General features: G+C 64.4%; 8 protein-coding genes and 3 pseudogenes. 9 read left to right on the plus strand and 2 right to left on the minus strand.

Translation table 11 applies throughout. The annotated features are described in order from the left end of the window. Positions 1-65 precede the first annotated feature (65 nt). Positions 66-1,397 carry an aminotransferase-like domain-containing protein gene (locus ACZ5KU_RS11500; protein WP_464737171.1) on the plus strand — a complete coding sequence of 444 codons (1,332 nt, stop codon included), beginning with the start codon at positions 66-68 and terminating at the stop codon, positions 1,395-1,397. 513 nt (positions 1,398-1,910) lie between these two features. Beyond that, a complete protein-coding gene (locus ACZ5KU_RS11505; protein WP_464737172.1) occupies positions 1,911-2,594 on the plus strand; it encodes an ATPase in 684 nt (227 codons plus the stop codon). A gap of 14 nt (positions 2,595-2,608) precedes the next feature. Here the strand turns inward: ACZ5KU_RS11505 and ACZ5KU_RS11510 are convergent, their stop codons facing one another. Next, a complete protein-coding gene (locus ACZ5KU_RS11510; protein WP_054057386.1) occupies positions 2,609-2,938 on the minus strand; it encodes a hypothetical protein in 330 nt (109 codons plus the stop codon). 115 nt (positions 2,939-3,053) lie between these two features. Then, positions 3,054-3,701, minus strand: a pseudogene (locus ACZ5KU_RS11515) (sterol desaturase family protein); the annotation flags it as partial. 206 nt (positions 3,702-3,907) lie between these two features. Here ACZ5KU_RS11515 and ACZ5KU_RS11520 point away from each other — a divergent pair. The 7 genes and pseudogenes from ACZ5KU_RS11520 to ACZ5KU_RS11550 all read left to right on the plus strand — a co-directional run bounded on the left by ACZ5KU_RS11520 (position 3,908) and on the right by ACZ5KU_RS11550 (position 14,214). Next, positions 3,908-4,417, plus strand: coding sequence for a sigma-70 family RNA polymerase sigma factor (locus ACZ5KU_RS11520; protein WP_054057388.1), 510 nt, complete (start codon positions 3,908-3,910; stop codon positions 4,415-4,417). Further along, complete coding sequence (locus tag ACZ5KU_RS11525; protein ID WP_464737173.1) at positions 4,417-5,379, plus strand: FecR domain-containing protein; 963 nt, start codon at positions 4,417-4,419, stop codon at positions 5,377-5,379. Before ACZ5KU_RS11520 ends, ACZ5KU_RS11525 begins: the two co-directional genes overlap by 1 nt. 68 nt (positions 5,380-5,447) lie before the next feature. Next, a pseudogene (locus ACZ5KU_RS11530) lies at positions 5,448-7,852 on the plus strand (TonB-dependent siderophore receptor). 327 nt (positions 7,853-8,179) lie between these two features. Further along, the gene (locus tag ACZ5KU_RS11535; protein WP_054061085.1) at positions 8,180-9,556 is read left to right on the plus strand and encodes a diaminobutyrate--2-oxoglutarate transaminase; all 1,377 of its coding nucleotides are present in this window, start codon (positions 8,180-8,182) and stop codon (positions 9,554-9,556) included. Positions 9,557-9,811: 255 nt separating this feature from the next. Next, the gene (locus tag ACZ5KU_RS11540) at positions 9,812-11,596 is read left to right on the plus strand and encodes an IucA/IucC family protein (RefSeq protein WP_416772859.1); all 1,785 of its coding nucleotides are present in this window, start codon (positions 9,812-9,814) and stop codon (positions 11,594-11,596) included. After that, a pseudogene (locus ACZ5KU_RS11545) lies at positions 11,589-12,811 on the plus strand (type III PLP-dependent enzyme). The gene ACZ5KU_RS11540 and the pseudogene ACZ5KU_RS11545 overlap by 8 nt, the downstream one beginning before the upstream one ends. Next, positions 12,808-14,214 (plus strand): DHA2 family efflux MFS transporter permease subunit, encoded by a 1,407-nt coding sequence (locus ACZ5KU_RS11550; protein ID WP_416772860.1) that lies wholly within the window; start codon positions 12,808-12,810, stop codon positions 14,212-14,214. The pseudogene ACZ5KU_RS11545 and the gene ACZ5KU_RS11550 overlap by 4 nt, the downstream one beginning before the upstream one ends. Positions 14,215-14,242 lie beyond the last annotated feature (28 nt).

Raw genomic sequence — 14,242 nt, forward strand, 5'->3', positions numbered from 1 at the left:
GCATGAAGGGCATGCTAGGGTCGACCATGATGACAATCAAAAAATTGTCATGGATACGCTTTCACATGCCACGTCTGCGCTACAAGACGCTGGTCGACACCCTCGCTGCGGATATCCGCTCGGGCAGGCTGTCACCGGGCAGCCGCCTGCCGACCCACCGGCAGTTGGCCGAAACCCACGGGGTGGCGCTGGTCACCGCCACGCGGGTCTATGGCGAGCTGGAGAACATGGGCCTGGTCAGCGGCGAGACCGGGCGCGGCACCTTCGTCCGGGAAACCACCCTGCCGCCGGGGCAGGGCATCGACCAGCCGGAAATCGCCGTGGGCGTGGCCGACCTCAACTTCAACTATCCCTCGCTGCCAGGCCAGTCGGAGCTGCTGCGCAACGGCCTGCGCCAACTGGCGCTGTCGGGCGACCTCGAGTCCCTGCTGCGCTACCAGCCCCACGCGGGCCGCCAGCACGAGCGCAACAGCGTGGCCCGCCATCTGCGGGTGCGTGGCGTGACGGTCACGCCCGAGCAGGTGCTCATCGTCGGCGGCGCCCAGCATGGCCTGGCGGTGACGATGATGGCGCTGCTGCAACCTGGCGACGTGATCGCCGCCGATGCCTTGACCTATTCCGGTTTCAAGGTGATCGCCGAGGCCCTGCACCTGGAAATCCTGCCGATTCCCGTGCTCCCGAACGGGCCCGACCTGGCGGCGCTCGAGCAACTGTGTCGAACACGCCGCGTGCGGGCGCTCTACACCATCCCGACGCTGCACAACCCGTTGGGCTGGGTGCTGGATCTCGAGCAGCGCGAGCACCTGGTGGCCCTGGCCCGGCGGCACGATCTCTGGCTGATCGAGGACGGTGCCTATGCGTTCCTGGCCGAAGATCCACCGGCACCGCTGATCGCGTTGGCGCCCGAGCGGACGATTTATGTTTCGGGGCTGTCGAAGAATGTCGCCACCGGCCTGCGGGTCGGTTTTGTCGCCGTGCCGTTGCCCCAGGTGCCGCTGGTGCAGCGGGCGATCAGGGCCACCACCTGGAACACGCCGGGGGTGATGACGGCCCTGGCCTGTGCCTGGCTGGAGGATGGCACGGTCGCCCGCCTGGAAACCGAAAAACGCCGCGATGCCCGCGCCCGCCAGGCCCTGGCCGCCGAGGTGCTGGCGGGGTTGCCGTGCATCACCCATCCCGCCTCCTACTTTCTCTGGCTGCCGCTGGCCGAGGAGGCGCGGGCGGACCGGATCACCAAGGCGCTGCTGGACCTGAACGTCTCGGTGTCGACCGCCGAGCCCTTTGCCGTTTCGGCCCATGTGCCCCATGCGATCCGCCTGGCGCTCGGTTCGGTGGACATGACGGTGCTGCGTGAAGCGCTGAAAAAGGTGAAATGGGTGATCGAGGCCGCGTCCTGATCAGCCGCTGTTCAGACGCAAAAGTGCTGGATCGTGGACTCGATAGCACAGGGGGTTATAGCGCTGGCCTGGCCGTTGCCGAATGTTGAATGCAGGCTGTCCAAAGGGTCAGAAAAACCCTACACCGGTGCCAGCGCTCTGCTAGGCTAGAGCCTGTATCTGCAGCACGTGTGTGGCAGTTGCGTAAGCAGTAGGCTGTGTACGAAATTGTTTGAAACGCAGGTTAGGCAAGGCAAAAACCGGCGAGGAAGCGGAGTTGACTGGTTGTCAATGAGCATTCCGAGCCGGTTTTTAACGCCGCATAACCAAGTTTCAAGCGATTTCGTACATAGCCTAGCACGGCCTACTGCCAGGGAAGGGGGGGCGAGGTCGGCGCAAATGTCAGCCCTTGCAGCTTGCTGCCTTCCATCATTCGTTCGGTTGATAGTGACCATCAAAAAACGCAAGTTCTGTTTTTTGAGCGAAAGAGGAAGATAGCGACATACCGAACCTGCTTTTGAAGGAACCCGAGCGATGAAAATTTCAACCCTGCTGGCTTTTGTCGCCGTCCTCAGCACAGGTATCGCCACCACCTTTCCCGCCCAGGCCGCCGAGAGCGCCAATGGCGACCAGGCCTGCCACTTCCTGCCGGTGGCCGACAGCGGCTTCAGCCTGAAGCAGGCCCGCGCGGTCGGTGTGCTGTACAGCGAAAACACCGTCAATACGCTCGAGTACCTGGAGCGCTACCACAGCGTTGCGCTGAACGGGGCGAAGAACGATGCCCTCGATTCGCGCATCAGCAGCGCCTTCGTCAACAGTTCGGACCCGAAATTGGCGATCGACTGGCTCAAGGGTTCGTTGCAGAAGCAATTCGCTTCGGTGACCGTTTACGACAATCTCGATGCGGTGGTGCAGGCCCGCCCTGACGTGGTGGTGATGCTCGATACCTACAGCCGCCTGGTCACCAAGCGCAACAACCAGTTCGAGGCCCGCTTCATCGCCAAGTTCTATGACTCGAACCTGCAATACATCGGCCAGGCCGAAGGCTCCACCGGCAAGCAACTGTCTTCGGTGTGGGTCAAGGGCAAGGCAGCGCCGGAGATCGCCGCACAGATCAACCAGCAGCGCGACCTGCAGGTCGATGCCCTGAAACGGTTCGATGCCTCGCTCAAGGCGCTGGTGACCTCGGGCAATGTGGAACGGATGGCGAGCAACTGAGCGGCCGTTCCCAGTCAGCGGCGTGCCAGTTTGTACTTGACGCAATCCTCGTAGAAACCGCGGCGGATGGCCTCGGGTTTGAGCCGTGACGGGCTGTCGTAGGTCTGTTCGGTGATACCCAGGGCCATCATGCGCATCCAGCCCTTGCTGAATTTGTAGGCCTGGATCTTCTGCCGCGCGGCATACAGCGAAACCCCCGACAGCTTCAGTTCCTGCGCCCGCGCCGCGGTGCCGGCCCCCCAACTGCACATGTAGCGATCATTGGGCTTCAGTTCCTTGCCATCGGCGCACAGCGCTACGCCTGCGAGGGAAAACGAGATCAGCGTGGTCCATACCGTTCGCATCTATGCTCAACCTAACTGCCTGAAAATAAAGTGATTCTGGCTGTTGCTGAACGGTCGCGGGGCCATCAATGTGCCTGCTCTCTGGACGGGTGGCTGAGGCCTGTCAGTCCTCCAGCGGTTCCCAGTGCAAGGTGCCGAACAGATAGTCCATCAATGGCAGCACAATATTGAAATTGCGCCCCTGCATCAGTTCGCGCCGATGGTGCAGCTCATGCAGCCGGCGCATCTGGCGGATCCACGGCAGGCTCGCCAGCGGATGTTTCGCCGGCAGGTGTTCGCAGGCGTGGAACACCTCATAGGCCAGGTAGCCGAGCAGGGTGCCGCTGGCGAACAGCGCCGCGACATTGGCATTCAATGGCAGAAGGGCCAGCCACAGCGGCAGGGCGAACACCAGGCTGTGGAGCACGATCAGCCAGGCGGGAAACAGCACCACCCGCCAATCCCGTGCCGTGTCGCAGGTCATGTAGCCGGGGCCGAAGAAACTGTGATGGTCACCGGTATGGCGGGCATAGAACAGCCGGGCGAACGGCTGCCGGTGGTGCCCCAGCCAGCGGTGCACGACATAGATACACAGGTTGAAGAACAGCAGCGACAGCGGCAGGGCCAGCCATTCCATTGGCTGCAACGCGTGCAGCGAGTGCCACAACAGGCCGATGCAGAGCGCCCCGTAAGCCAGGACGAAACCCCCATGCAGCCAAGGGTTGTAGCGCGGGTGAACGGCGGCGCGGTAACGCGCGCGGAAGTCCGGGATGGGGTTGCGCATGGTCGGGCTCCAGCTGTTGTGGTGATTGACAGCAGCGTAGCAGCCTGCGCGTGGGGCGGCGGCGGTCCGGTTCAGGGGTGAAGAGATCGGGCCCGACAGACGCCAGCCCTCCTGATTGTAAGCATTTTCACAAAAAGACTTGGTTTATGGATGTAACACTAATTAGAATCAGTCTCATTAACACCCTTACGCTCAGGTTCTCTCCCATGATTGAAGCCACGACGCCAACGGAGCACACCCTGCATACCCTGTACCGCGATCACGGCAGCTGGCTGGAAGGCTGGCTGCGGCGGCGCATGGGCAACGCCTGGGATGCCGCCGACCTGAGCCAGGATACCTTCCTGCGGGTGTTGTCCAGCGCGCAGCCGCTGGTCGAGCTGCGTGAGCCGCGGGCGTTCCTGTTGACGATCGGCAAGCGCCTGCTGAGCAATTTCTACACCCGACGCAGCCTGGAACAGGCCTATCTGGAAGCCCTGGCCCAGTTGCCCGAGGCGTGCGTGCCGTCGCCGGAGCAGCGCTGGGTATGGCTCGAAACCCTGCAGGCCCTGGACGAACTGCTCGATGGCATGCCGGCCGTGGTACGCCGCGCCTTTCTCTGGAGCCAGCTCGAAGGGTTGGGCTATCGCCAGATCGCCGAGCGCCTGCAGGTCTCGGAGCGGACCGTCAAGCGCTACATGGCCCAGGCCTACGAACACTGCCTGCTGGTGGAACTCTGATGTATTCCAATGCTACGCCCGAGGCCCGTGCCGTGGCCCGCGCCGCGGGGCAATGGCTGGCGCTGATGGAATCGGGTGCGGCCAACGAGGATGACCGCCGCAAGCTGCAGCACTGGCGCGAAAGCAGCAGTGCCCACGAGTCCGCCTGGCAGAAGGCGCAGTTGTTGCGCCAGCGTTTTTCCGGGTTGCCCACGGCGCTGGCCATGGCCACCCTGGATCGTCCGGATCCGGGGCGACGTGCCGTGCTCAAGCGTGCCCTCGGCGTGGCGGCGCTGGTACCGGCCGCCTGGCTGATCGGTCGGCAACTGCCGCTGGAGGTCTGGCGGGCCGACCTGCAGACCTCCACCGGCGAGCGCAAGCGCATACCGCTGGCCGACGGCAGCACCCTGCAACTGAACACCGCCAGCGCGGTGAACGTCGACATGAAGGCCCGGCGGCTGACCCTGGTGCGTGGCGAAATGGCCCTCAAGGTGCCGGGCGGCGACGCCCTGACCATCCAGGCGCCGTACGGGCGTATCGTCGTCAGCCGCAGCGAGGTCTGCGTGCGCCTCAATGCCGAGGATTGCCGGGTGTCGGTGGTCAGCGGTTCGGTGCAGTTGCAGCCGTTGCACGGCCCGGCGCTGTCGTTGGGCGAGGGCCGGGAAATCAGCCTGCGTGCCTCCGGCGCGGGCGCGGTGGGCGCCTTCGACGGGCAACTGCCGGGCTGGCGCGACGGCGTGCTGATGGCGCAGAACCAGCCGCTGGGCGACTTCCTGCGTGAACTGGGGCGTTATCGCAGCGGCCTGCTGCGCTGGGAGCCGGCCCTGGAAACGCTGCGCCTGACCGGCAGTTTCCGCCTCGACAACACCGATCGCATCCTCGAGCTGTTGACCGCCAGCCTGCCGGTGGATGTGCACATGCGCACCCGCTATTGGGTCACCCTGGTACCTCGTAAAAAAGTCGCGGAAAAAAATATTGCCTGAAGGCTGTCCCTTTTTTTCACCTCGCCGGTCATTCCAGGTAAGTGAACAAAATATGAGAGCTTTCTCCCATGTCCGCAGTACCTCCCTTGCGTTTGCGTCCCCTGTTGCGTTTCGGCCTCGTGCTGAGTCTGAGTTCCACACCGTTGCTGGTTGCGCCCGCCTGGGCGGAGAACGGTGTCCGTCGTAGCTATGAAGTCCCGGCTGGCAGTCTCGGCGCGGCCCTGACCCGTTTCGCCGGGCTGGCGGGGGTCAACCTGTCGGTCGACCCGGCGCTGGTCAGCGGGCACAACAGCAACGGCCTGTCCGGCGAGTACGAGGTGGAGGAAGGCTTCGCCCGCCTGCTGCAGGGTTCGGGGCTGCAACTGGTGCCGGTGGGCAACCAGGCCTACACCCTGGTGCCGGCCCCGCAGGGCAGCGGCAGCGTACAGTTGCCGACCACCTCGATCCTCGGTGCCGATGGCGCGGCCGGTGGTCAGGCCTATGCCGGTGGCCAGGTCGCGCGCCGTGGTTCGCAGGGGATGCTCGGTTCGCGGGACTTCATGGAAACACCGTTCAGCATGACCACCTACACCAGCGAGGCGGTCAAGAACCAGCAGGCCCGTACCCTCGGCGACCTGATCGCCAGCGACCCCTCGGTTCGCGCCACCAACCCGGCCGGCGGGCGCTACGAGCAGTTCACCATCCGCGGTTTCAGCCTGTTCAACAGCGACGTGTCCTATAACGGCCTGTATGGCGTGCTGCCGACCTACACCATCGACATGGAAATGGCCGATCGGGTGGATATCCTCAAGGGGCCGACCCAGTTGATCAACGGTATCTCGCCGCGTGGCAGCGTCGGCGGTGGCATCAACGTGGTGCCCAAGCGGGCCACCGACAAGCCGATCACCGAGTTCACCGGCAGCTACGCTTCCGACAGCCAGACTGGCGGTGCCGTGGATATCGGTCGGCGGTTCGGTGAGGAGAACCAGTTCGGTGTCCGTTTCAACGGGGTGAAGCAGTCCGGCGACACCACCTGGGATCACCAGAGCGTCGATCGCGAGATGGCGGTGCTGGGCCTGGATTTTCGCGGCGAGCGCCTGCGCCTGTCGACCGATATCGGCCATACCGAACGTGACACCGACGCGCCGCAGGAGCGGGTACAGATTGGCGCCAACGCCAAGGTGCCCAACCCCAACGACGTGCACAGGAACTATGCGCAGGCCTGGAGCTGGGCGCACACCAAGGACACCTTCGGCACGCTGAACGGCGAGTACGACCTCAGCGATTCGGTGATGGTCTACGGCGGTGTCGGCCTGCGCAAGAGCAACCACGACTTTCTGCGCCACGCCGTGTCGATCACCAACAATGCCGGAGATTTTACGGTCTCGCCGCGGGATTTCACCCGGGACGAGAATGTCCGCACCGCCACGGCGGGCGTGCGCAGCTGGTTCCACACCGGCTCCGTCAGCCATGAGCTGAACCTGGCGGCCAGTGACTTCTACATGGACTTCACCAACGGCGGGGCGCGTTACGCGACGGGCCGAAGCAACCTCTACAACCCGGTGCAGACACCGGACCCCCTGACGCCCACCCGCTACGACGACAAGGTTTATACCGAGAACCGCTTCACTGGCGTGGCACTGTCCGATACCCTGGGCTTCTTCGATGACCGCCTGCTGCTGACCCTCGGCGCCCGCTGGCAGCGGGTCAAGGTCGACGACTGGACCAACGGCGTCAAGGGCGATACCTCCTACGACGAGGAGAAGGTCTCGCCATCGGGTGGCATCCTGTTCAAGGCCACCGACGAGCTGTCGCTGTACGCCAACTACATGGAGGGCTTGAGCCAGGGCAAGATCGCCCCGTCGACCTCGATCAACGAGGACGAGATCTTCCCGCCGTTCATCAGCCGCCAGCTCGAGATCGGTGCCAAGTATGACTTCGGCCCTGTCGCCCTGACCGCCGCGGCCTTCCAGATCCGTCAGCCGGCCTACGAGACCAATGCCGTTTCGCGGGTCTTCGGCCCGAACGGCAAGCGCCAGAACCGCGGTGTGGAACTGAGCGTGTTCGGCGAACCGCTCAAGGGCTTTCGCCTGCTCGGTGGTGTGATGTACATCGACAGCAAGCTGAACAACACCACCAACGGCGCCTTCGACGGCAACCGCGCGCCGGCCACCCCGAGTACAACGTCAACCTGGGCGCCGAGTGGGACATCCCCGGTGTCGAGGGGCTGACCCTGACCGGCCGTGGTATCTACACCAGTTCGCAGTACCTGGATCAGGCCAACAGCAAGGAAATCGACAGTTGGGAGCGTTTCGACGTCGGTGCCCGCTACGCCTTCAAGATCGACGACAAGTCCATCACCTTGCGCGCCAGCGTCGAGAACGTGATGGACAAGCGCTACTGGAGTTCGGCCGGTGCCTCGGATGACAGCGAGCCCGGCCTGACCCTGTCGACCCCCAGGACCTATCTGCTCTCGGCCACCGTCGGCTTCTGACTCGGGGCGGGTGCGCCAGGGATCGGCGCCTGCGCAGGATCATTGCGCGTTCCGCGGTTCGGCAACAGCAGCGAATCATTTGACGATATGCAAGTTGGATAATGCCTTGAACATATAACGGCACCTGTTGTTTTTATATTGAAGATGCATAACGCACGCCGCGCATCTTTGCGTATTACAAGTTTATAAGACTTGGGTATCCGGCTGTCTGATGTTTTTTGCGAAGTTTCCGCAAGTTTCATGAATTTTTAAATATTCAGGAACTAACAGTTGCACTTGTCAGTCATTGGTAATAATTTTCATTCAGGAATTATGGAGGGTGAGCAGATGTTGAATGATGGCCTATTGCATTCTAATCCTGTGCGGCAAACCAATGCCGATTATCTGGCTCGTCAAGGCAAGTTCGAATCCAATGTGCGCAGTTATCCGCGCAAGTTGCCGCTGGCGATTGCCAAGGCCCATGGCGTCTGGGTGACGGATGTCGAAGGCCATACTTACCTCGACTGCCTGGCCGGTGCCGGCACCCTGGCGCTGGGGCACAACCATGCGGCGATCATGGGTGCCCTGGACAGTTTCCTGTCTTCGGGCCTGCCGATGCACACCCTCGACCTGACCACGCCGGTCAAGGATGCCTTCAGCGAAACCCTGCTCGGCCTGCTGCCGGGGCAGGGACGGGACTACTGCCTGCAGTTCTGCGGGCCGTCCGGGGCGGATGCGGTGGAGGCGGCACTCAAGCTGGCCAAGACCTTCACCGGGCGCAATACGGTGATCAGCTTCAGCGGCGCCTATCACGGCATGACCCATGGCGCCCTGGCGCTGACCGGCAACACCGCGCCGAAAAATGCCATCGCCACGCTGATGCCGGGGGTGCAGTTCCTGCCGTATCCCCATGAATACCGCTGCCCGCTGGGTATCGGTGGCGAGGCCGCGGTCGAGGCGCTGGGCTATTACTTCAGCCAGTTCATCGAGGACGTCGAAAGCGGCGTGTCCCTGCCGGCCGCGGTGATCGTCGAGGCGGTGCAGGGCGAGGGCGGGGTCAACAGCGCGCCGGCCAGCTGGTTGCGCCGGATCCGCGAGGTCACCCGCCAGCACGGCATCCTGCTGATCCTCGATGAAGTGCAGGCCGGCTTCGCCCGTACCGGCCGGATGTTCGCCTTCGAGCACGCCGGGATCGAGCCGGACATCATCGTCATGTCCAAGGCGGTCGGCGGTGGCCTGCCCCTGGCGGTGCTGGGGCTCAGGCGCGAATTCGATGCCTGGTCGCCGGGCAACCACGCCGGTACCTTCCGTGGTAACCAGATGGCCATGGCCACGGGTCTGGCGACCTTGCGCGTACTGCAGGAGCAGGACCTCGCGGCCCAGGCCGAAACCCGCGGCCGCTGGCTCAAGGAGCAACTGCAGTTGCTGCAGGCACGCCACCCGGCCATCGGCCAGGTCCGCGGGCCGGGCCTGATGCTGGGTATCGAGATCGTCGACGAGCGCCAGCCGGCCGACCGTCTCGGCAGCTTCCCCGGTGATCCGCAACTGGCGGTGGCGATCCAGCAGCACTGCTTCCGGCAGGGGCTGCTGCTCGAACGCGGCGGACGCCACGGCAACGTGATTCGCCTGTTGCCGCCATTGATCATCGATGACGAACAATGCGGACTGGTCATCCAGCGGTTTGAAAAGGCCCTGGCGGCCGCCCTGTTGCAGGTACGCGGCTGAAGTTGTTCGCGACACTGTTTGCCCAATATTGATGAATGCTGAAAACCCACCGCGATGATTGATGCGGTGCACTTGGCTGTTGCCTGGCTCCGGTCATCAAGGGGCAACTTCAGGTAGTTGCAGAGTTTGTCGAATATCCACTTCGAGTTATCTGCTTATTATGGAAAGAAACTGGCTGTTTTCTGGCAATGAATGCCACGTGTCGTCATTGCGATATCACGTCCCCGGTGAGGCTGCGGCCAATGTGGAGCGACCATGAATAATCCCGATCGTGCTGTTATTTCGAAAATGGTGAGTGAGTTGGCGAGCACTCGCGCGTTGCTCAATTGCCTGATCAAGGAATTCGCGCTACCCGAGAACTGCCTGCGTTATGAATGGCCGCAGCAGATGGAGGGCATCGCTCCCGGCTGTTACCTGGAGGGGCTGGCCTGGAAGGGCATTCCGCTGACCATCAGCCTGCCGAACCAGCAACAGTTCTTCGTGCTGGTGGATCGCCGCGACCGCCTGGGCAGCCATCGCTACCTGTCCGACGTCTATGCGCGCAAGGGGCCGGGTGTCTGGCATTGCCTGGCGTTCCCCGAATTCGTCGAACAGCTGCTGGCGGCCTGCGAGCACATGACCAACGCCAGCAACGACGAACTGCTCGATCAGGTCCTGCAGAGCCAGCACCTGACCGCGGCCATCGTCGCGCACAATCTCGACGAGCAACGGCCGGACCCCCTGCGCGACTACCTCGCCAGCGAGCAGGGGCTGTGGTTCGGTCATCCCAACCATCCCGCCCCCAAGGCGCGCCTGTGGCCGGCCCATCTGGCCCAGGAAACCTATGCCCCGGAGTTCCAGGCACGCACGGCGCTGCACCTGTTCGAGGTACCGCTGCAGGGCCTGCGGATCACTGCCAACGGCTTGAGCGAGGAACAGGTGCTGGCCGGTTTCGCCGACCAGCGCCGGGCCCGGCCAGGCCACGCCATGCTGTGCATGCACCCGGTACAGGGGCAACTGTTCATGCAGGACCGTCGGGTCCGGCGCCTGCTGGAACAGGGCCAGATCTTCGACCATGGCACCACCGGTCCATTGGCCAGCCCGACCGCCTCGATGCGCACCTGGTACATCGAAGGGCATGACTATTTCATCAAGGGTTCGCTGAATGTGCGCATCACCAACTGCGTGCGCAAGAACGCCTGGTACGAACTGGAAAGCACGCTGATCATCGACCAGTTGTTCCAGCGCCTGCAGCAGAGCACGCCGCAGACCCTGGGTGGCCTGTCGACCGTGGCCGAGCCCGGCTCGGTGAGCTGGGCACCGCAGCAGGCCGACGAAGCCGATGCCCACTGGTTCCGCGAACAGACCGGGGCGATCCTGCGGGAGAACTTCTGTCGGCGGGCCGGTGCTGATCGCAGTGTCATGGCCGGCACGCTGTTCGCCCGCGATATTCATTCGCGGCCGCTGGTGCACGGCTTTCTGCAGGGCTTTCATGACCAGCCGCTGGAAGACAGCCAGTTGCTGGACTGGTTCGAGCGCTACCAGGCCCTGCTGCTGAGGCCGGTGATGGCGCTGTTTTTCAACCACGGTGTGGTGATGGAGCCGCACCTGCAGAACACCGTGCTGATCCACGACGCCGGCCAGCCCCGGCAACTGCTGCTGCGCGACTTCGAGGGCGTCAAGCTGACCGAGGAGCTGGGCGCGGGCCATATCGAGGTCGGCCTGCATCCGCGGGTCCGGCAGTCATTGCTGTATTCCCGTGCCCAGGGCTGGAGCCGGATCAGCTATTGCCTGCTGATCAACAACCTGTCCGAGGCGGTGCTCGCCCTGAGCTGGGAGCGGGCACACCTGGCCCCGCTGATGTGGCGGCAGGTGGAACGGCAACTGCGCAGCATTCGCGAAGAACTGGTCGGCCCGGCGCCGGAGCTCGACGCGCTGATCGCCGGCCAACCGATCGCCTGCAAGACCAACCTCAAGGTGCGGCTGGCGGCCGCGGCTGACCGTCAGGCGGGTTACGTCAACCTGCATTCACCCTGGAGCGAGGAGGTTCGCTATGGCTGAGTTGCCTGAAACCGTTCTGGGCGCGATTCGGGACGCCCGGGCCATGAGCAGCGATCCGCTGGCGGTGTTCATCCACGACCTCGATGCGCTTGTCGGGCATGTGCGCCAGGTGATGGCGGCGCTGCCGGCCGGCGTCGAGCTGTACTACGCGATCAAGGCCAACAGCGAGGCGCCGATGCTCGAAGCCCTGGCGCCGCTGGTGAGCGGTTTCGAGATTTCCTCGGGGGCGAGATCGAGCGGGTGATGGCCTGCCCGACCCGCAAGCCCTACGTGTTTTCCGGCCCGGGCAAGCTCGACTCCGATCTGCGTGCGGCACTGGAGCATCAGGTCGAGGCCATCCATGTGGAAAGCCTCAACGAGATCGAGCGCCTGCAACGGCTGGCCAACCAGGTCGGACGGGTGCAGCCGGTGTTCATCCGGGTCAACCCGCAACTGCCACCGACCCTGTCGAGCAAGCTGGCGATGGCCGGTACCGCCACGCCGTTCGGCATCGACGAGGCGGACCTGGCCCTGGCGGTGCAACGGGTCGACAGTGCCAGCCACCTGAGCCTCAAGGGCTTCCATGTGCACGCCATGTCCCATCAGTTGTCGGTGGAGCGCCATGAGCAACTGCTGGATTTCTACCTGCAACGCTGGGAGCTGTGGCGGGCGCTGGCGGCCTATCCCGAGCAACTGACGCATTTCAACGTCGGCGGTGGTATCGGTGTCGACTACCTGGGCGGTCCACAGTTCGACTGGCAGCGCTTGTGCCGCTACCTGGAGCGCCGGCTCGCCGGGCAGGCCGATGCCCCGGTGCTGCGCTTCGAGCCCGGGCGCTTCATCAGTGCCTTCTGTGGCTACTACGTGATCGAGGTGCTGGACCGCAAGAGCAGCCACGGCGTGAACTTCCTGGTCTGCCGTGGCGGGACCCACCAGTTCCGCCTGCCGGCGGCGCAGAGCCATGATCATCCGGTGTTGCACTTGCCGCGCACGGCAGTGTCGGCCCATGCGCCGCAACGGCTGTACACGGTGGTTGGCCAGCTGTGCACGCCCAAGGATGTGCTCAGCCGCGCCCGGCCGCTCAAGGGGGTCGAAGTCGGTGACCTGCTGGTACTGCCGCTGGCCGGGGCCTACGGCTACAACATCTCCCATGCCGACTTCCTCTGTCATCCCAGGCCGCCGCAACTCTTCGTGCGCCAGGGCGAACTGCTGCGGGGCAACGGCCAGTGGGCGTGAGGTTCGCCGTGCCGCGGCGCTGGGTGGTGTTCAACGTCCTGTTGGGGACGCTGACGGTCAGCCTGAGCAACAGTTCGCTGAACCCGGCGCTGCCGATGTTCATGAACGTGTTCGGGATCGGCCCGTTGCTGGCGACCTGGATCGTCGCCGGGTTCATGACCAGCATGGGCATGACCATGCCGCTGACCAGCTTCCTCAGCCAGCGTCTGGGGCGCAAGCGCCTGTACCTGTGGGGCGTGGCACTGTTCGTCGGCGCCTCGCTGCTCGGAGCCGTGGCCAATTCGATCAGCCTGGTGATCACCGCCCGGGTGGTGCAGGGCATTGCCAGCGGGCTGATGATTCCGCTGTCGCTGGCGATCATCTTCTCGGTCTACGCCAAGCCCGAACGGGGGCGGGTCACCGGCCTGTGGAGTGCGGCGGTGATGCTCGCCCCGGCACTCGGGCCGCTGTGCGGCAGCCTGCTGCTGGAGTGGTTCAGCTGGCGCTCGCTGTTTTTGATGAACGTGCCGATCGGCCTGCTGGCGCTGGTGCTGGGGATGGTGGTGCTGCCGGATTCGGAGCCCGCCGAGCGGCAGCCGTTCGACCTGGCCGGCTACCTGCTGATCGCGGCCGGTATCGGTCTGCTGATGGTGTCCATCAGCGGCCTGCGCCACGCCAGCACGCTGCTCGATCCCCTCGACCTGGGCATGCTGCTGGCCGGTCTGCTGTGCCTGGTGGCGTTTGTCCGGGTGGAGTTGAGCCGCCAGGCGCCGCTGCTGAACCTGCGGATCTTCGCCCTGCGCGGTTATCGCCTGAGCGTGGTGATTGCCGTGGTGCAGTCGGTCGGCATGTTCGAATGCCTGGTGCTGTTGCCGTTGCTGGTGCAGGTGGTGCTGGGCTACAGCGCCATCTGGACCGGCCTGGCGCTGCTGTGCACGGCGGCGTTCGCCAGCCTGTTCGGGCAGATGGGCGGACGCATCCTCGACCGCCACGGACCGCGCACGGTGGTGGCCTGCGGTCTGCTGCTCACTGGCCTGTCGACCCTGGCCCTGGGCCTGCTCAAGGCCGACGCGGCGATCGCCGTGGTGTTCGCCCTGATGATGGTCCGCGGCGCCGGCCTGGGCCTGTCCTACATGCCGGTGACCACCGCCGGGCTCAATGCCTTGCCCGAGCCGATGGTGACCCAGGGGGCGGCGATGAACAACATCTCCCGGCGTCTGGTGGCGTCCCTGGCCATCGTCATCGCCTCGCTCTGGCTGGAGTGGCGCATGGGGCCGGCGGGGCAGGCGGCCAGCCCGGCGGCCATCAGCGAGGTGTTTATCGCCACCGGCATCCTGATCCTGCTGGCGCTGCCATGCGCCTGGCGTTTTCCGCAGCACGACGAAACGGCCGAGGCCCAGCCCGCCGCCGTCGAGCAGCGATGACTCTTCTTTTGACACTCTTTTTCAAGGT

The sequence above is a fragment of the Pseudomonas sp. Tof1 genome, from assembly GCF_055390395.1.

Excerpts from the sequence above, each read along its gene's own strand:
- ACZ5KU_RS11505 (WP_464737172.1), top strand. The coding sequence starts at position 1,911 with ATGAAAATTTCAACCCTGCTGGCTTTTGTCGCCGTCCTCAGCACAGGT.
- ACZ5KU_RS11500 (WP_464737171.1), top strand. The coding sequence starts at position 66 with ATGCCACGTCTGCGCTACAAGACGCTGGTCGACACCCTCGCTGCGGAT.
- ACZ5KU_RS11525 (WP_464737173.1), top strand. The coding sequence starts at position 4,417 with ATGTATTCCAATGCTACGCCCGAGGCCCGTGCCGTGGCCCGCGCCGCG.
- ACZ5KU_RS11510 (WP_054057386.1), bottom strand. The coding sequence starts at position 2,938 with ATGCGAACGGTATGGACCACGCTGATCTCGTTTTCCCTCGCAGGCGTA.
- ACZ5KU_RS11535 (WP_054061085.1), top strand. The coding sequence starts at position 8,180 with ATGTTGAATGATGGCCTATTGCATTCTAATCCTGTGCGGCAAACCAAT.
- ACZ5KU_RS11520 (WP_054057388.1), top strand. The coding sequence starts at position 3,908 with ATGATTGAAGCCACGACGCCAACGGAGCACACCCTGCATACCCTGTAC.
- ACZ5KU_RS11540 (WP_416772859.1), top strand. The coding sequence starts at position 9,812 with ATGAATAATCCCGATCGTGCTGTTATTTCGAAAATGGTGAGTGAGTTG.